The following is a 17,284-nucleotide window of genomic DNA, read 5'->3' as shown; positions in this document are numbered from 1 at the left end:
CCCGTCCCGTGTGTTCTGGACGCTCAGCTGGAGGAGGGGGATGGTGAAGCCCGGCATCCGGCCCCCTGCGTGAGAAGGTACGCGCGGGCCGCCGTCCTGCCGCCGCGATGTCAGCGATTCGCACAACCTCAGCCCGAGTGGGGGGATGCCGGCTGAGGTTGTGTGGATCGCTGAGGTTGTGTGCGCGCCGCCCGCCCGCCGCCGGTCGCACCCGCGGGGCACCCGCGGGGCGGCGAATCAGCCGCCTGGCGTCCAGCCCAGCAGCGGCCCGAGCCGCCCCGCGATGTCCTCGAGGATCTGCACGTAGTCGTCGGGCTCGAGGGCGAACGGCAGGGCGAATGCGACCTCGTCGACCTGGCCGAACGCGCGGGTCGCGTGCAGCTGCTCGGCGATCTGCTCCGACGTGCCGACGAGGTCTTCGGCGAACAGCAGCCCGCGCGGACCCTGGGGGATGCCGACGCGCCCGCGCCGCGAGTCGGCGTAGGCCTCGTACCGCCGACGTTGGTCCGGCGTCGCGGTGTCGGTGGGGACGACGACGAGGCCCTGCGAGACCCGGGCGTTCTCGCCGTCGGGGTGCGTCTCGCGGTACAGCCGGATCTGCGCGTCCTGCTCGGTGTCGAAGTCGGTCGTCGTCGTCGACTGGATGACGCTGCTGGTGAGCAGGTGGAAGCCGTTCTCGGCCGCCCAGGTCGTGGATGCCGGGCTCCCCGCCCCGTACCAGAGCCGGTCGGAGAGACCCGCCGCGTGCGGTTCGATGCGCTCGGAGTATTCCTCGATCCCCTCGGTCCCCGCGAACGGGCTGACCTGCTCGCCGGCGAGGAAACGGCGCAGGCGCCCGAGACGCTCGTACCCGAACTCCTCGTGCTCGGCCGTGTCGGGGTACAGCGCCGGCGCGATCTCGTCGAGGCGCCGGGGCGGACCGACCGAGAAGCCCGGCTCCAGCCGACCGCCGCTGAGGACGTCGACGGTCGCGAGGTCTTCGGCGAGGCGCAGCGGGTTCTCCCACCCGAGCGGGATGACGGCGGTCCCGAGGCGGATGCGGCTCGTGCGCTGGGACGCGGCGGCCAACACCGCGACGGGGGAGGAGATGCCGTACTGCAGGTGCCGGTCGCGCAGCCATGCGCTGTCGAAGCCCAGGCTCTCGCCGCGCTCGATGATCGACAGGGTCGTCTCGTGTCCGGCACGCGGGTTCTCGCGGTCGAAGAGGCCGATGGTGAGGAAGCCGAGGGAGCGGAGAGGTCGGGTCATGCGGGCGTCCGCACCGCGGCGAACTGGTTTCGCCGCCGCAGCGCGAAGCCCAGCTTCTCGTAGGCCGCGATCGCGTTGACGTTCGTCGCCGCCGCGTGAAGCAGGGCGCGGTCGCCGCGCTGCTGGATGTGGAAGGCCACGTCGAGCACGAGGCGCGAGGCGAGGCCCTGGCGTCGGTGGTCGGCATCCACCGCGACGGCGCTGATCTCCGTCCAGCCGGTGGGGTGCAGGCGCTCGCCGGCCATGGCTACCAGACGCCCCTCGCGACGGATGCCGATGTACCGGCCGAGCTCGTAGGTGCGGGGCCGGAAGGGCCCGGGCTGGTTGCGGTCGACGATCGCGATCATGTCGGCCGCGTCGTCGGCATCCAGCTCGATCGCCTCCCCGTCGGGACGTGTCTGCAACGCGTCGGTCTCGACGAGCTGCACGCCCTCGCCGCCGCCGAGGTACTCCCAGCCCTCGGGGAAGCCGCCCTCGTAGCCCGACAGGCCGACCTCGGCACCCGGTCCGACGAGCTCGCGCAGGGCGTCCCACACGCCGGGTTCGTCCCAGGTGCGCACCGCGACGAAGGGGGCGACGTCGGCGGGATAGCGGCGCACGAGGTCGCCGCCGATCGCGAATGAGGCGTGGGGGCCCGCCAGTGAATGCCAGGCCGCGTTGTCGAGGACGGTGGCGTCGGCGTGGGGGAAGTCGAGGGTCGAGACGGAGGTCACCGGGACACTCTGCGCCGGTCGTCTCGGTCGTGCAAGCCGGGGGTCACCCGACGCAACGCCGGGCACGTCATGGGACGGCGCGCGAAGGCAGACGTCGATCGATGACGGCCCACGACACCACGTTTCACGCGGCTCGTCTCCGCGCCGCCCGGGTCAACGGACGCGACCGTGGCGACGCCCCGCGTGTTACCCGCCGTTTCCGGCGCCGGCTACGAGCGCCCGCAGCGGCGGAATACTGGCGGGATGACGGCGGCGGACAACGCGTGGACGATCGAACGGGTCGCCTGGCACGACGAGCGGGCCGTGGCCCTGCGCGCCGCGATGGACGAGGAGATCAGCCCGCGCTACGCCGACGCGTTCTCCGCGTTCGACGACGAGACGCGGGCCGTCCTCGCCGAGGACTTCGCGGTCGATCCCGGCACGATCCTCGACGTGATCCTGGTGCACGACGCGGCGGGTGATCCCGTCGGCCACGCGGCCCTGCGGGCGCTCGGCGACGAGCTCGAGGTGAAGCGGGTCTTCGTCGAGCGACGAGCCCGCGGGCAGGGCGCGAGCCGGGCTCTCATGGCCGAGCTCGAGCGCGTCGGCGCGGACCGCGGCGCGACGCGGCTGATCCTGCAGACGGGCGACCGTCAGCCCGAGGCCATCGCGCTGTACGAGCGCATCGGGTATCACCCCATCGACACCTTCGCGCCGTACGTCCGGTTCCCCGCGTCGCGATGCTTCGCGAAGCCGCTCGCCACGGCCTGCGCGTGAGCGACGAGATCCTCGACGTCGCCGTCGTCGGCGCCGGCGCGATGGGGCCAGCCACGGCGTGGCATCTCGCCCGCGCGGGCCGCTCCGTGACCGTCCTCGAGCAGTTCGAGCCCGGTCACGTGCGAGGGGCATCGCACGGCGCCTCGCGCAACTTCAACGTCGCCTACACCGAACCCGAGTATCTGGCCTGGCTGCGCGACGCGCGCGCGCTCTGGCGCGACCTCGAGTCCGAGGCTGGCGTCCCGCTTCTCGAAACCACCGGCATCGTCACGCATGGCGCTGGGCGCGACCTCGCCGCCGCGACCGAGGCGATCGCCGCGGGCGGGTTCGACGCCGAGCTTCTCGACGCCTCTGCCGCGTCGACGCGGTGGCCCGGCCTGCGCTTCGCGGGTCCTGTGCTGCACACCCCTGGTGCTGGGCGCCTGGATGCCGACTCCTCGGTCGCCGCGTTCCTGGCCGGCGCTGCGGCATCCGGTGCTCGCGTGCAGTGGCGCACCGCGGTGTCGGGGGTCGAGGTGCACGGCGATGACGACGTCCGGTTCACCGTGACGGATGCCGAGGGCCGGCGTCGCGTTCGCGCGCGGCGGCTCGTGTGCACGGCGGGCGCGTGGACGGCGAAGACGCTCGCGACCGTTCGCGGGGTGCGCCTGCCGGCGCTGCGGGTGACACAGGAGCAGCCGGCGCATTTCCGCCCGCGCGACCCCGCGAGCGTCTGGCCGGGCTTCAACCACCATCCCGATCCCGCGGATCCGGCGACGTCGTGGTTCCGCGCACCGGTCTACGGGATGCTCACCCCGGGCCAGGGGGTGAAGGCCGGCTGGCATGCGGCCGGACCCGAGGTCGACCCCGACCTCCGCAGCTTCCTCCCCGACCCCGCGTTGACCTCGGCCCTCGTCCGCTACGCCCACGAGTGGCTTCCCGGGGTGGATGCCACGGCGTTCCGCGAGGTCACCTGCACCTACACCTCGACCGTCGACGCCCGCTTCGTGCTCGATCGAGTCGGGCCGGTCGTCGTGGGCGCGGGCTTCTCCGGCCATGGTTTCAAGTTCACGCCGGTGGTGGGGCGGATACTCGCGGCCCTCGCGTCGCGCTGAGAAGTCCTGGACGCGGGGTTCGGAGCGCCGGAGTCGCGGGGGTTCGGGGCGCCGGAGTCGCCGGGGGTTCGGGGCGCGAAATGTGCAGTGGGGCGGGTGACGACCGCCCCGCTGCACATTTCTCACCCCCACACCGCGCCCGGTGGCTCACGGCGTGGACCCTTCGACGCGGCTCCCGCCCGGGCCGGCTCCGCCGAGGGGTGGAACCGCCTCAGAGGTCGAACCCGAACGCCCGCAGGTCGAGGAATCGACCCGGCTCCACCTCGACGGGGTGCTCCCGCTCGGTCAGCCGCCGGAAGCCGAGCTTGAGGTACAGCGCGTGCGCGCCGAGCATCTCGGGACCGCTGTTCATCACCACGCGGCGCGCGCCGCGGCTGCGCGCCGCGGCGACGACGTGACGGGTCAGGGCCTCACCGACGCCGCGACCCCGGGCGGCGGGGGAGACGGCGAGCTGACGGAAGTCCACCTCCCCGTCGCGCGCGAGTTCCGACAGCCTTTCGCCGGGTCGGGGCATCCACACGGATCCCACGATGTCTCCGCCGGCGTCGACAGCGACCCACACCTCACCCTGGGCCACGCGGCTCTCCACATCGGCCAGGGACGCGAGGTAGGCATCGCTCAGTCCTTCGTAGCTGTGCCGGTAGGCGTCGGCCGTCGCCCGGCCCACCGCGGCGTACTCCTCGGGAACGATGAGGCGGATGGTCAACGAGGGGGCGACAGCGGTGGTCATGGCATCCATTCTGCGTAACGGGGGAGTGGCCCGGCCCCGCAAGACCGGGCCACTCGAGGGCGTCAGGACTTCGGGAGTCCCTGCGGGTTGACCTCGGAGGCGTCGACGCCCTCGGAGGTGAGGTTCCACACGTTCAGCACGTCGGCGTAGGTACCGTCCTCGATGAGCGCGTTCAGCACGATGCTGACCGGCTCGATGAGGCCGTTGCCCTTCTTCGTGGCCGCCGCGATGTCGGCCTGCAGCGGCCACCCACCGGGGATGATTCCCACGAGCTTGGTCTCTCCGGTCTCCTTCGCCGCCCACGCCGCGGTGGCGTTGGGGCCGAAGGTGGCGTCGACGCGGCCCGACTGCAGGGCGAGGGTCGCCGCGGCGTTGTCGTCGTAATAGTTCAGCTCTGCGGGGGCCTTGCCCGCGGCGGTCAGCTCGGCGTTCCAGTTGAGCAGAACCTTCTCTTGATTCGTGCCCGAGCCCACGACGACCTTGAGGCCCGAGATGTCGTCGGCCTTCTCGATCGTCTCGATGGCGCTGTCGGAGCGCACGGAGAAGCCCAGGAGATCCTGCCGGTAGCTGGCGAAGTCGTACAGCTCCTTGCGCTCCTCGGTCACCGTGACGTTCGAGGTGATGAGGTCGTACTTGCCCGACTGGATGCCGAGAGGCCAGTCCGCCCACGCCACCACGACGGGGTTGTACTCCAGGCCCAGACCCTCGGCGATGAGCGAGCCGAAATTGGGCTCGGTGCCCGCCGGCAGCGTCTCGCCGTCGGGCACGTAGCTCAGCGGCGGCACGAAGGCCCCGACCGCGACGGTGAGCTTGCCGGGTTCGATGGGCGTGAAGCCGCTGGCTTCGAGCGCGGCGACGGCGTCGGGGACGGCGGCGGTGTGCACCCAGTCGATGGCGGGGGCGGATGCCGAGGGCTCCGGCGCCGCGACCGCCTCGGTCGGCCGGTTCAGGCCGATCGCGACGCCGCCGCCGACGACGGCGACGACCGCCGCGGCGATCACTCCGATCGCGATGCTCTGCTTCTTACTGAGGGCCATGCTGTGTCTCCTTGTGAGGGGTGGATGCCGTGGCGCCGGTGTCGCGTCACGGACGGCGGTGTGATGCCTCCGGCGGGCGCCGGACGGCGTTTCGGGTACGGGTCGGAGCGAGCGCGCGGGCGGCGCGACTCTGGGGTGGGGTCGGCTCAGCCGAGGACTTTGGCCAGGAACTCCCGCGTGCGCGGGTGCTGCGGGTGCTCCAGCACCTCGTCGGGGGTGCCCTGCTCGACGATGCGTCCCTGGTCGAGGAAGACGACGCGATCGGCCACCTCGCGGGCGAAGCCGATCTCGTGGGTGACGATGACGAGCGTGGTGCCGAGCGTGGCCAGGTCGCGGATCACGTCGAGCACCTCGCCGACGAGCTCCGGATCGAGCGCGCTCGTGGGTTCGTCGAAGAGCAGCACCTGGGGCTTGAGGGCCAGTGCCCGCGCGATGGCGACGCGCTGCTGCTGGCCGCCCGAGAGCTGCCGTGGGTAGGCGTCGGCCTTGTGGGCGAGGCCGACCCGGTCGAGCAGGCCACGGGCGAGCGCGCGAGCGTCGTCCTTTCCCAATCGCTTCAGGGCGAGGGGGGCCTCGGTGATGTTCTCGAGCGCGGTGAGGTGGGGGAAGAGGTGGAAGTTCTGGAACACGATCCCCACGCGCGTCCGCCGCTGCAGGATCTCCCGCTCGCGCAGCTCGTGCAGCTTGCCGTGGCGCAGCTCGTAGCCGATGAACTCGCCGTCGACGGTGATCGAGCCGGCATCCACCCCTTCGAGGTGGTTGATGGTGCGCAGCAGCGTCGACTTGCCGGAACCGCTCGGTCCGAGCAGCGCGACGACCTCGCCGGGCTGCACGGTGAGGTCGATGCCCTTCAAGACCTCGACGCCGTGGAACGCCTTGTGCACCTGGTGGACCTCGATGAGACCACGCGTGGCGGTGACCGCGCTCATGCCCGGCCGCCTTTCGCGGCGGCGGGGTGTTCGGCATCCGCCCCGCCCGGCGGCGCCGGGGAATCGCCGAGTCGCGCCCACTGCACGCTCACCCACCGTCGCGCCCGCTGCACCGGCGTCGGGGGCAGGGCCCGCGCGGCACCCCGGGCGTAATACCGCTCGATGTAGTACTGCGCGACGCTGAGGATCGTCGTGATGAGCGTGTACCAGACGACCGCCACCAGCAGCAGCGGAATGACGCGGCTGTTGCGGTTGTAGATGACCTGCACGGCGTAGAACAGCTCGGGGATCGCGATGACGAACACGACCGAGGCGCCCTTGACCAGGCCGATCACCTCGTTCGTGGCGTTGGGCACGATCGAGCGCATCGCCTGCGGAAGGATGATGCGGAACAAGCGTCGGGAGGCCGGGATGCCGAGCGCCGCGGCCGCCTCGTGCTGGCCCGGGTCGACCGAGACGAGCCCACCGCGGATGATCTCCGCCGAGTAGGCGGCCTGGTGCAGACCGAGGCCGAGGATCGCGGCGGCGAAAGCGCTCACCAGCTGCACCGTAGGGAACTCCACGATCCAGAAGTCGGTCGTGAACGGCGTCCCGAGACCCAGCGTGGGGTAGAGGTAGCCGAGGTTGTACCAGACGATGATCTGCACGACGAGGGGCACCGACCGGAAGAACCAGATGTAGCCCCACGCGACCGAGCTCACCAGCGGCGAGGGGGACAGGCGGCCGAGGGCGAGCAGCGTCCCCAGGGTGAAGCCCACCACCGCCGAGACGGCGGTGAGGCCCAGGGTGTACCCGATGCCGATCAGCACAGGCTCGGAGAAGAAGTACTCCCCGAACGTGCCCCACATGTACCGGTCGTTGGTGACGAGGCTCCAGGCGAACTGGGCGACGACGAACAGCAGCAGGGCGCTGAGGATCCACCGCCACCAGTGCCGCGTGGGCACCACGGCGATGGTGCCGAGGTCGACCCTGGCGGTCGCTGCGGCAGGCGGTGTCGTGCGGTGGGCGGGTGCCGGCGCGGTGGTGGTCATATCGTGCTCCTCGGGACTCCGCACCGACGCGGAGCGCCAGTGGGTGAGGGTCACGGTACGACCGGCCGGAGGCTCCTCGCGAGGCGCCGTTTCACACGCCGCAACGCCTCGCCATGTGCCGCAACGTGGTGCCACGCCGGGTAACACGGTGGACGGCGGGGTGTGGGCTGGAGTACGCCGGCGAGGCGCTGGCCCGCATGTTCCTCGGCCCGCGCCCGACGAGGGCGGCGAGGCGGAGCAGCGGCTCAGGCCTCGCGCAGGATCCGCGCCGTCACCCGCGTGCCGAACGCGAGCGCGTCGATGGGAACCCGTTCGTCGGCGGCGTGGAACTGCCCGAACACGTCGAAGTCCGCCGGAACGCGCAGCGGCACGAACCCGTAGCCCCGGATGCCGAGGCGGGCCAGGTGCTTGTTGTCGGTGCTGGCCGGCAGCAGGTACGGCACGACCGTGCCGTCGGGGTCTTCGGCGGTCACGGCATCCTGGAGCACTCCCACGAGTCGTCCGTCGGCGGGAGCCTCGATGGCCGGGATGTCACGCGCCCAGGTGACCTCGATGTCGTCGCCGACGACAGCCGCCAGCTGCTCCCGCACCGCCTCGGCCTGCCCCGGCACGACGCGCACATCGAGCGTCGCGCTCGCCGAGGCCGGGATGACGTTCGCCTTGCCCCCGGCGACCAGCACCGTCGGCGAGGCCGTGTTGCGGCTGCCCGCGTCGATCAGGGATGCCGCGAATCCCAGGTCGTCGACATCGCCACCCGCGCGCGTGTAGACGTCGAGGAATCGCTCGAGCGTGGCGGTGCTCTCGACGGGGAAGCGGTGTTCGCCCACGGCCGCGACGGCGCGGGCGAGACGGACGACGGCGTTGTCGGCGGTGGGGCGAGAGCCGTGCGCTGCGCGACCCCGCGCCGTGAGGATGGCAGTGGTCACGCCCTTCTCTGCGGTGGCGACGAGGTAGGCGCGTCGGTCCCCGGGCAGGGGGATCGAGAAGCCGCCGACCTCGCTGATCGCCTCCGTCGCCCCGGCGAAGAGTTCCGGCCGGTTCTCGACGAGCCACCTCGCCCCCCAGACGCCCCCGGCCTCCTCGTCGGCGAAGAAGGCGAAGATCAGGTCTCGGCGGGGCACGACGCCGTCCCGCCGGAAGGCGCGGGCGATCGCGAGAAGCATGCCGGCGAAGTCCTTCATGTCGACCGCGCCGCGGCCGTACAGGATGCCGTCGTGGATCTCCGCGCCGAAGGGCGGGTACGTCCAATCCGAGGCGTCGACCGGCACGACGTCGAGGTGGGCGTGGGCGACGAGGGCCCCGGCATCCGGATCCGACCCGGCCAAACGCGCGATCACGCTCGCGCGTCCCGGCCGAGGCTCGACCAGGACGGTGTCGTAGCCGACCTCGTCGAGCTGCTCCTGCACATACCGTGCGGCGCGCGTCTCGCCGTCGCCGATGGTCGACGCTTCGCCCGTATTGACACTGTCGATGCGGATGAGGGCACGGATGTGCGCGAGGGCCTCGGCCTCGAGCGCGTCGGAATCGGGCGCGCCGGGCTCGGATGGGCGCGTTCCACGTGTGCGGGGGTGGGCGCTCTCGGATCGCACCGCACCGGACGGGGATTCGGCGGTCCGAGATGCGCCCGGTTCGACGGCGTCGGTCGACGGCGGGGGAGCGTCGGTCATGAGGTCAGTGCTGGTGCGGGCGGGCGTCGTCGGCGAGCTTGAACGCGAGGCGTCCGTGCGCGTAGCCGCCGCCGGCGCGGATGGCGGTCGCGACCCACGCGGCCTCGGCGAGCTCGGCTTCGGTGGCCCCCGCCTTGACGGCGTTCTGCGAGTGTCCGTCGATGCAGTACACGCACTGTGTGGTGATGCCGACGGCCAGCGCGATCAGTTCGCGGTACTTCAGCGGAATGGCGCGTCCTTCGGGGGCGAACACGGCCTGGTCGAACGCGGCGAACGCGGCGAGGATGTCGGGCGTCTCGGCCTTGTAGACCTTGGTGTAGGTCTTGTCGGCGGTGCGGTCGAAGTACTCGGACATGCTGCCTCCCGGAGGCGTCGCGGGTTCTGTGGGTAGCCTCCCACGGTGCCACGGGTCGTGTGGGCCGACGCCGTGCGCGCGTCACGCGGGGTCACACGTTCCGCGCGCCTCCGCGCGGCATCGAGTGCGGCGTCCAGTACGGCCTCCGACGCTACCCATGTCCCACTGTGTGCGGACCATGTCCCAGTTCCGGCTGCCTGCGCACCCCTCAGCCAGCCCTTTGTGGGACGCGGTTCGACGTCCCGGCGATCACTCCGCCGCGCGCGACGCGTGTCCCACTCTGCGCGGACCGTGTCCCCGCCCTGGCTGCCCATCCACCCCTCAGCCAGCCCGACGTGGGACGCAGCCCACACCGGGCGTCAGCGCATGACGCTCGCCCCGAGCTCGACGGGGCTTCCCTCGATGTTGCCGACGATGCCCCGGATCACCCCGGTGCCGTCCTCGCGCCGGAGACCGTCGTACCAGGCCTGCGTCGCGGCGAGGTCGAAGGCGTGGGTCTCATGAGCGCGCTTGCGGGCGCGCATCACCAGGTCGCCGGCCCGCTCGGTGCGGATGCGCGCGTAGCGCTTCAGCGAGTCCTCGATGCCGAGGGTCGAGGTCGCGAAGACGATGCCGAGGGCGAAGCTGTCTTCCAGCGCGGAGCACGCGCCCTGCCCGATGTCGGGAGCGGTGTTGTGGGCGGCATCGCCGAGGATCGCCACGCGCCCGCGCACCCACGTGTCGAAGGGGTCGATGTCCCAGATCTCCACGCGGTTCAGCGACTCGTCGGGGTCGATGCCGTCGAGCAGCGCCCGCACGCCGGGGGCGCCCCACGACCCGAACGCGGCCTCGAGGGCGGCCATGCGGTCCTCCACCACGCCCGAGGGGCCCGGTACGTCGACGAAGAAGTAGAACCGGTCGCCCGCGACGGGCATGACCGCGCACCGTTTGCCGTCGCCGACGTAGGTGGTCCACTGATCCAGCGGCCCGATCCGCTCGTCGGCCTTCACGAGGCCGTTGTAGTTGACGTAACCGGAATAGGACCGTTGCGGACGGATGCCGGTGGGCTCGGTCACGTAGTCGCGCACGAGCGAGCGGGCACCGTCGGCCCCGATCAGCAGGTCGGCGGTGTCCGTGGAGCCGTCGGCGAAGGTGGCCGTCACCGTCCGTCCGTCGTCGGCGACGGCGACCAGCTGCTTACCGAGGCGGATGTTCGCCGAGCCCACGGCATCCATCATCATTTGCTGCAGGTCGGCGCGGGCGACGGGGTAGGGCCGCTGGCCGGTCTGCTCCGTGACGGGCGCGAGGCTGAAGCGGCAGAGCTCGTCGCCGGTGTGCCCGTCGTAGTACGCCATGTCGTCCATCCGCCCGCCGAGCGCGGCGACCTGCGGGCCGAGGCCGAGCCAGTTGAGCACCTTCACGCCGTTGGACCACAGCGACAGCGCCGCCCCGACCGGGCGGTTCTCGCGCATGCGGTCGTAGACCACGACCTCGTGGCCGAGTTTCTGCAGGGCGAGGGCGGCGGAGGTGCCGCCGACGCCGGCTCCGATGACGATGACCTTCATGACGCTCCTCAGCTGCCGCGGTAGGTCGAGTAGGCGAACGGGCTCAGCAGCAGCGGCACGTGCAGGTGCGCGTCGCCGTCGACGGTGAAGGCGACGGTCACGACGGGGTGGAACGAGAGCACGTCGTTCGCGCGGAAGTAGGCACCGGTCCCGAAGGTCAGCGCGTAATCACCGTCGTCGAGGCGGTCGGGGCCGAGGCTGAGGCGACCGTCGGCGTCGGTGGTCGCCTCCTCGATCGTCGCGCCGTCGAGGAGGGCCAGCGTCACGGTGACACCGGATGCGGGCGTGCCCGTCGTGGCATCCAGGACGTGGGTGGTGAGGTGGGTCATTCGGTGCCCTCCGGGGCGTCGGTGGGGCGGGGGCTCATTCCGCGGCCTCGGGTTCGGCGGGGGCGTCGTCGGCGAAGGTCGTGCGCAGCCGCAGCAGGGCGATCTCGGCGAGCTGGCGGGTGGCCTCGATGGTCTCGGTGGCGGGGTCGTTTCCGAGACGTCGCTCCAGTTCCGCGCGCATCTCGCTCGGCGCGCGTCCGGCGGCGCGGATGAGGAACACGCGACCGAAACGTTCCTCATACGCGGCGTTTCCGGCGGCGATCGCGGCGACGTCGTCATCGGCGGCGGATGCCATCGAGCCCTGTTCGACACGGGATGCCGAGGCCTCGGCGCCGTCGCCCGAGACCTTCCCTCCGATGCGGGGGTGGGCGTGCAACGCCGCCTCGAGATCTTCCGGCGACCACGTCGAAGCGAGGTCGCCGGCGTACGAGGCGAGGGCGTCGACGTTCGCGTAGGGACGACCCGCGACGACGGCGTCGACCCACCCCGGCACGTCGGCCCAGACGCGGACAACCGCTGCGGCATCCGCGTCGTCGAGGGCATGGAACTCCTGCAGGTGCATGCCGACCAGGCTAGGCGGCGCGCGTTACAGAGCTGTGGCGGGATGTGTCAGCGATGTTGCTGTGGGGAACATTTCGGGGTGCGCGTGCATCCTGACCGGTAGCTCCTGCGCCGCCGCGGGGTTCGGGGCGTGCTTTGTGCAGTGGGGCGTGCTGCGGCCGCCCCGGTGCACATTTCGCGCCCCGCGCGGGCGGCCCGCCGTGTCGGCGCCTTCGACGCCTGGCACGGCAGCGCGCCGCTGGTGGGGTTCGGGGCGTGCTTTGTGCAGTGGGGCGTGCGGTGGCCGCCCCGGTGCACATTTCGCGCCCCGGAAGGGCGGCACGCCGCGCGCGCCACCCACCGCGCGCGCGCCCACCGGACGGGCAGCCCACCGCGCCCGGGCCGGATGCTGCGAAAGCGCGATCAGTTACGCGTGCACGATCAGCCAGTGCGCCACGGCATCCGTGTCGCCGGTGTTGTGCAGGCGGTGGGGGACCGAGCAGGGGTAGCTGATGGCATCCCCGGCGCGGAGGATCACGCGCTCGGCCTCGAAGTCGATCGTGAGCTCGCCCGCGACGACGGTGCCGACCTCGTAGCCCTCGTGGTGGAACAGGCCGTCAGCGCCGTGGGCGGCGGCGCCGGGCGGGTAGATCGACTCGAAGTAGTCGACGCCGGGCGAGCTGCCCGGGGTGAGGCGGCGGAACGACACCCCGCTGTCGAGCACGATGTCGGGCGTCTGGCCCGCGCGCTGCAGCGTGAAACCCGAGGGGCCGACGGGGTCGACGGGGCGGTCGGATGCCGGGTCGAAGGCGGCCACGAGGGGGACGCCGAGGGCGTCGGTGATGGCGATGAGGCGCGAGACGCTCGGCTGCATGACGCCTCGCTCGATCTGCGAGACGGCGCTGGGGGAGATGCCGAGGGTCTTCGCGAGCGCCCGGGCGGAGATGCCGCGGGCCTGGCGCAGGTCCCGGATGCGCGCGCCGACCGAAGCCTCGGCGGGCGCGCCCGAGTCGAGGGTTGCGGGCGCGATCGCGGAGCCGGAGCCGGAGCCGGCCGCGTCGTCGGGTGTGACGCGGGCATCGTCTACGGCGGCGGGCTGCGTCATGCCCCGAGTCTAAGGAGACCTCTCGCGTGAAGGTGTGACTTCACACGCCTGTTACATGAGCGAAACCAAGGGAGTGGTGTGAACCCATAACTTCACATCAGAGCTCCACTCCGGCCGCGGACTCCACGTCGTGGCATCCATCGTCCTGAGAGGAATGACATGACGACGACACCGCTCACCGGCCCCCACGATCTCGTGGAGGCCGCCGGCCACCCCCACGGAGGCGGCAACATGCTGCCGCACTACGACGACCGCCTCGCCAACGAGGATCTCGCCCCGCTGCGGAAGCAGAAGTGGTCGAGCTACAACATCTTCGCGTTCTGGATGAGCGACGTGCACTCGGTCGGCGGCTACGTCACCGCGGGTTCGCTCTTCGCCCTCGGACTGCAGTCGTGGCAGGTGCTGGTGGCGCTGATCGCCGGCATCTGCATCGTGCAGCTCTTCGCCAACATGGTCGCCAAGCCCAGCCAGAAGACGGGCGTGCCCTACCCCGTGATCAACCGCGTGGTGTTCGGCATCCGGGGCGCGAACATCCCCGCGATCATCCGCGGCCTCATCGCCATCGCCTGGTACGGCGTGCAGACGTTCCTCGCGGCCGAGTCGCTGAACATCGTCTTCCTGAAGTTCATCCCCGGTTCCGCGGCCCTGCTCGACGTGTCGTTCGCGGGTCTGTCGGCCCTGGGCTGGATCTCGTACGCCATCCTGTGGACGGCGCAGTTCCTGCTGTTCTGGAACGGCATGGAGGTCATCCGCCGCTTCATCGACTGGGCGGGACCGGCGGTCTACCTCGTCATGATCGTGCTCGCCATCTACCTCGTGTCGCAGGCCGGCATCCAGAACATCTCGTTCACCCTCTCGACGACCCAGCTCGACTTCTGGGCCTCGATCCCCGTGATGTTCGCCGCGGTCGCGCTCGTCGTGTCGTACTTCTCCGGCCCGATGCTGAACTTCGGCGACTTCGCCCGCTACGGCAAGAGCTTCGCCGCGGTGAAGAAGGGCAACTTCTGGGGTCTGCCGATCAACTTCCTCTTCTTCTCGCTCCTGACCGTCATCACGGCGTCGGCGACCGTGCCGGTCTTCGGTTCGCTCATCACCGACCCCATCGCGACGGTCGAGCGCATCGACACGCCCTTCGCGATCCTCCTCGGCGGCCTGACCTTCGTCACCGCCACGGTGGGCATCAACATCGTCGCCAACTTCATCTCACCCGCGTTCGACTTCTCCAACGTCGCGCCCAAGAAGATCTCGTGGCGTGCCGGAGGCATGATCGCCGCCGTCGGTTCGACCTTCCTCATGCCGTGGAACTGGTACTCCAACGCCGACGCCATCCACTACTCGCTCGGCGTGCTGGGCGCGCTGATCGGCCCGCTCTTCGGCATCCTGATCGCCGGGTACTACATCGCCGCCCGCCAGCGCGTGAAGGTCGACGCGATGTTCACGATGGATGCCGAGGGCCCGTACTGGTACCGCAACGGCTTCAACCCGAACGCGGTCAAGGCCGTCATCGCCGCGGGTGTTCCGACGGTCGCGATCGCGATCTTCCCCAAGCTGTTCGCCGACCTGGGACTGTTCAACGTCGCCGCGATCAGCGACTACAGCTGGTTCATCGGCTGCGGCCTCGGCTACGTGCTGTTCCTGCTCTTCGAGCGCCTCGACCCCCGCATCCCGACGTTCGAGGGCGAGACGGAGGGCATCTCCGACGGCACCGTGGAGACGGTCGGCGCGCCCGAGGAGCGCGAGGTCCCGGTGCTCGCGCAGTCGGCTCCGGATGCCACGGCCGCGGCGCCCGTGTCGGGCTCGGCGCTCGCCCAGACGGCTCCGGATGCCACGTCATCGGTCCCGGGCGCACGGTCCGCGTCGAGCACCGGAACCGCCCGCGAGGCGCTCGCGTGAGAATCATGCTGATCAACCCCAACACCTCCCGGGCGATGACGGAGAAGATCGCCGAAGCCGCCCGGGAGGTGGCGGGGCCCGACGTGCTCATCGAAGCCGTGTGTCCCGAGATCGGTGCCGCCGCGATCGAGAGCCACATCGACGAGATCGCCGCGGCGGCGGCCGTCATCGAGGCGATCGCGGCTGATCGCGACGGCCACGACCCGGCCGATGCGTACGTCATCGCGTGCTTCGGTGACCCGGGTCTCGACGCGGCGCGGGAGATCGTGGAGGCCCCGGTGGTCGGCATCGCCGAGGCGGCGATGCACCTGGCCGCGGTGTCGGGTCGTCATTTCGGGGTCGTCACGACCCTCAGTCGCACGCTCGGCCGGGCCGAGGATCTCGTCACCCGGTACGGCATGGAGCGGGCGTGCGTGTCGCTGGAGGCGACCGGCATCCCGGTGCTCGACCTCGAGGACACGGGATCCGAGGCGGTCACGACCATCGAGCGCTACGGCGCTCGCGCGGCAGCCGGCGGCGCCGACGTCATCGTGCTCGGCTGCGCCGGCATGGCCGACCTGTGCGCGGAACTCACCGAGCGCATCGGCGTGCCGGTCGTCGACGGGGTCGCGGCGGCGGTGGGCATGGCGTCCGGGATGGTGCGGATGGGACTGGGAACCAGCAAACGCGACGAGTACGCGCGGCCGCCGCGGGCGTTCGCCGGGACCGCGGCGCGTGGTGCGGTGTCGGCGGACCGGGGTGCGTTTCGTGCAGTGGGGCGGCCGGGGGACGACCCGGTGCACATTCCCGACCCCGGTGAGGCGGCGGTCAACCCGGGGTCGCCGACACGCGCTCTTCCTCCCCAGGCGGGCGAGCGGCCGGTTTTCGCATGAATGTTGATGACGGTTACATTCAGGAAACGCGGGGCGCCTAGCGTGAACGACATGAGCACACGGATCGCGGCCCGACGGGTCTACCTCGACGGCGCCTTCAGCCCCGCCACCGTCGTCATCGACGACGGGGTCATCGCCGCCGTCGAGCCCTTCGACGCGGCCGCCACCACCGTGCTGCCCGGCGACGCGGTGCTGCTTCCCGGGCTCGTCGACTCGCACGTGCATCTCGACGAACCCGGCCGCACCGAGTGGGAGGGGTTCGCGACGGGTACCGCCGCCGCGGCGGCCGGTGGGGTCACGACGGTGGTCGACATGCCGCTGAACAGCTCGCCCGTCACCACCACCCCCGACGCTCTGGATGCCAAGCGCCAGGCCGCGGCGGGAAAGCTCGCGGTCGACGTGGCGTACTGGGGTGGCGCGGTTCCCGAGAATCTCGGCTCGCTGCGCGCGCTCTCCGACGCCGGGGTCGCGGGCTTCAAGTGCTTCCTGTCGCCCAGCGGCATCGACGAGTTCGGACACCTCGACACCGACCAGCTCGAACGATGCCTCGCCGAGCTCGCCGAGTTCGACGGACTGCTCATCGTGCACGCCGAAGACCCCGCGCACCTGCACCCCGATGGCGCACTCGGACCCCGCTACCGCGACTTCGAGGCCAGTCGGCCGCCGCTGAGCGAACGCGCCGCGATCCGCCGGGTCATCGACGCCGCGCGTCGCACGGGCGCCCGCGCGCACATCGTGCACGTCTCCGACGGCGGCGCGCTCGACGATGTGCGGGCGGCGAAGGCCGAGGGCGTACGCCTCACGGTCGAGACCTGTCCGCACTATCTGACTCTCGAGGCCGAAGACGTTCCCGACGGCGCGGGGGCGTTCAAGTGCTGCCCGCCGATCCGGGGCGGCGACAATCGCGACCTGCTGTGGGCGGGGATCGTCGACGGCACCATCGACGCGATCGTCAGCGACCACTCGCCCGCCACCGTCGAGCTCAAGGGCAACCCCGACTTCGGCCTCGCCTGGGGCGGTATCGCGGGGCTGCAGACCGGCCTGTCGGCCGTGCACACCACCGCCCGCGAGCGCGGGCTGGCCTTCGAGAGCCTCCTGCCGTTGCTGACGACCGGTCCTGCCCGCATCGCCGGCCTCGAAGGGCTCGGCGTGATCGAGCCGGGCGCGCCGGGCCACCTGGTCGCCTTCGCGCCCGACGAGACGTTCGTGGTGGATGCCGCGACGCTGGAGTACCGCAACCCGGTGACGCCGTGGCACGGCAAGACCCTCACGGGCGTCGTGCGCGAGACCTGGCTACGTGGGGAGTCGGTGTACCGTCGCGGCGCCGCCGTGACCGAGCGCGAGGGCCGCGAGATCCTGCACACCCCCGCGGCGGTGGAGGCGTGAGCGTCCCCGCGGCCGGACTACGCGGCTCGGGGGCGGCCGTCGCCGTGACCCACGC

General features: G+C 71.5%; 17 protein-coding genes. 5 read left to right on the top strand and 12 right to left on the bottom strand.

Going from position 1 to position 17,284, the window contains the following annotated elements; translation table 11 throughout:
* Positions 1–237 precede the first annotated feature (237 nt).
* Positions 238–1,248 (bottom strand): LLM class flavin-dependent oxidoreductase, encoded by a 1,011-nt coding sequence (locus tag ASF76_RS16070; protein WP_055959835.1) that lies wholly within the window; start codon positions 1,246–1,248, stop codon positions 238–240.
* Entirely contained in the window at positions 1,245–1,961 is a 717-nt protein-coding gene (locus ASF76_RS16065) for a GNAT family N-acetyltransferase (RefSeq protein WP_055959832.1), read from the bottom strand. The genes ASF76_RS16070 and ASF76_RS16065 overlap by 4 nt, the downstream gene beginning before the upstream one ends.
* 243 nt (positions 1,962–2,204) lie before the next feature.
* Between ASF76_RS16065 and ASF76_RS16060 the strand changes: the two genes are divergently transcribed.
* Together ASF76_RS16060 and ASF76_RS16055 are read left to right on the top strand one after the other, a co-directional pair.
* Positions 2,205–2,717 carry a GNAT family N-acetyltransferase gene (locus ASF76_RS16060; RefSeq protein ID WP_055959829.1) on the top strand — a complete coding sequence of 171 codons (513 nt, stop codon included), beginning with the start codon at positions 2,205–2,207 and terminating at the stop codon, positions 2,715–2,717.
* The gene (locus ASF76_RS16055; RefSeq protein ID WP_235561332.1) at positions 2,714–3,811 is read left to right on the top strand and encodes an FAD-dependent oxidoreductase; all 1,098 of its coding nucleotides are present in this window, start codon (positions 2,714–2,716) and stop codon (positions 3,809–3,811) included. Before ASF76_RS16060 ends, ASF76_RS16055 begins: the two co-directional genes overlap by 4 nt.
* A gap of 211 nt (positions 3,812–4,022) precedes the next feature.
* On the opposite strand, the gene ASF76_RS16050 is transcribed toward ASF76_RS16055, so the two are convergent.
* The 10 genes from ASF76_RS16050 to ASF76_RS16005 all read right to left on the bottom strand — a co-directional run bounded on the left by ASF76_RS16050 (position 4,023) and on the right by ASF76_RS16005 (position 13,078).
* Positions 4,023–4,541 (bottom strand): GNAT family N-acetyltransferase, encoded by a 519-nt coding sequence (locus ASF76_RS16050; RefSeq protein ID WP_055959823.1) that lies wholly within the window; start codon positions 4,539–4,541, stop codon positions 4,023–4,025.
* 62 nt (positions 4,542–4,603) lie between these two features.
* Positions 4,604–5,578: an ABC transporter substrate-binding protein gene (locus ASF76_RS16045; RefSeq protein ID WP_055959820.1), complete on the bottom strand. Its 975-nt coding sequence runs from the start codon at positions 5,576–5,578 to the stop codon at positions 4,604–4,606.
* Between the two features lie 146 nt (positions 5,579–5,724).
* Complete coding sequence (locus ASF76_RS16040) at positions 5,725–6,507, bottom strand: amino acid ABC transporter ATP-binding protein (protein WP_055959817.1); 783 nt, start codon at positions 6,505–6,507, stop codon at positions 5,725–5,727.
* Positions 6,504–7,538 carry an amino acid ABC transporter permease gene (locus ASF76_RS16035; protein WP_055959814.1) on the bottom strand — a complete coding sequence of 345 codons (1,035 nt, stop codon included), beginning with the start codon at positions 7,536–7,538 and terminating at the stop codon, positions 6,504–6,506. Before ASF76_RS16035 ends, ASF76_RS16040 begins: the two co-directional genes overlap by 4 nt.
* A 245-nt stretch (positions 7,539–7,783) precedes the next feature.
* The gene (locus ASF76_RS16030; RefSeq protein ID WP_082485151.1) at positions 7,784–9,205 is read right to left on the bottom strand and encodes a M20/M25/M40 family metallo-hydrolase; all 1,422 of its coding nucleotides are present in this window, start codon (positions 9,203–9,205) and stop codon (positions 7,784–7,786) included.
* Positions 9,206–9,209: 4 nt separating this feature from the next.
* Positions 9,210–9,560: a carboxymuconolactone decarboxylase family protein gene (locus ASF76_RS16025; protein WP_055959812.1), complete on the bottom strand. Its 351-nt coding sequence runs from the start codon at positions 9,558–9,560 to the stop codon at positions 9,210–9,212.
* Positions 9,561–9,919: 359 nt separating this feature from the next.
* Positions 9,920–11,104, bottom strand: a complete 1,185-nt coding sequence (gene hpxO, locus ASF76_RS16020) for an FAD-dependent urate hydroxylase HpxO (RefSeq protein ID WP_055959809.1) — start codon at positions 11,102–11,104, stop codon at positions 9,920–9,922.
* Positions 11,105–11,112: 8 nt separating this feature from the next.
* Positions 11,113–11,433, bottom strand: a complete 321-nt coding sequence (uraH, locus tag ASF76_RS16015) for a hydroxyisourate hydrolase (RefSeq protein WP_055959806.1) — start codon at positions 11,431–11,433, stop codon at positions 11,113–11,115.
* 34 nt (positions 11,434–11,467) lie between these two features.
* Entirely contained in the window at positions 11,468–11,995 is a 528-nt protein-coding gene (gene uraD, locus ASF76_RS16010; protein ID WP_055959801.1) for a 2-oxo-4-hydroxy-4-carboxy-5-ureidoimidazoline decarboxylase, read from the bottom strand.
* Positions 11,996–12,400: 405 nt separating this feature from the next.
* The gene (locus ASF76_RS16005; RefSeq protein WP_235561331.1) at positions 12,401–13,078 is read right to left on the bottom strand and encodes a helix-turn-helix domain-containing protein; all 678 of its coding nucleotides are present in this window, start codon (positions 13,076–13,078) and stop codon (positions 12,401–12,403) included.
* A gap of 159 nt (positions 13,079–13,237) precedes the next feature.
* Here ASF76_RS16005 and ASF76_RS16000 point away from each other — a divergent pair, with 159 nt between their 5' ends.
* Genes ASF76_RS16000 through allB form a run of 3 tightly spaced genes read left to right on the top strand, consistent with a single transcriptional unit; the run spans position 13,238 to position 17,229 of the window.
* Positions 13,238–14,971 (top strand): NCS1 family nucleobase:cation symporter-1, encoded by a 1,734-nt coding sequence (locus tag ASF76_RS16000; protein WP_055959797.1) that lies wholly within the window; start codon positions 13,238–13,240, stop codon positions 14,969–14,971.
* A gap of 5 nt (positions 14,972–14,976) precedes the next feature.
* Positions 14,977–15,843 (top strand): aspartate/glutamate racemase family protein, encoded by an 867-nt coding sequence (locus ASF76_RS15995; protein ID WP_235561345.1) that lies wholly within the window; start codon positions 14,977–14,979, stop codon positions 15,841–15,843.
* Positions 15,844–15,894: 51 nt separating this feature from the next.
* Positions 15,895–17,229, top strand: coding sequence for an allantoinase AllB (gene allB / locus ASF76_RS15990; RefSeq protein WP_055960289.1), 1,335 nt, complete (start codon positions 15,895–15,897; stop codon positions 17,227–17,229).
* Positions 17,230–17,284: the final 55 nt, after the last annotated feature.

Source organism: Microbacterium sp. Leaf151 (assembly GCF_001424225.1).
In the GTDB taxonomy this organism is placed as follows: Bacteria; Actinomycetota; Actinomycetes; order Actinomycetales; family Microbacteriaceae; genus Microbacterium.
Note: the sequence above shows the minus strand (reverse complement) of the source record. Positions and strands in the feature narration are given on the sequence as shown.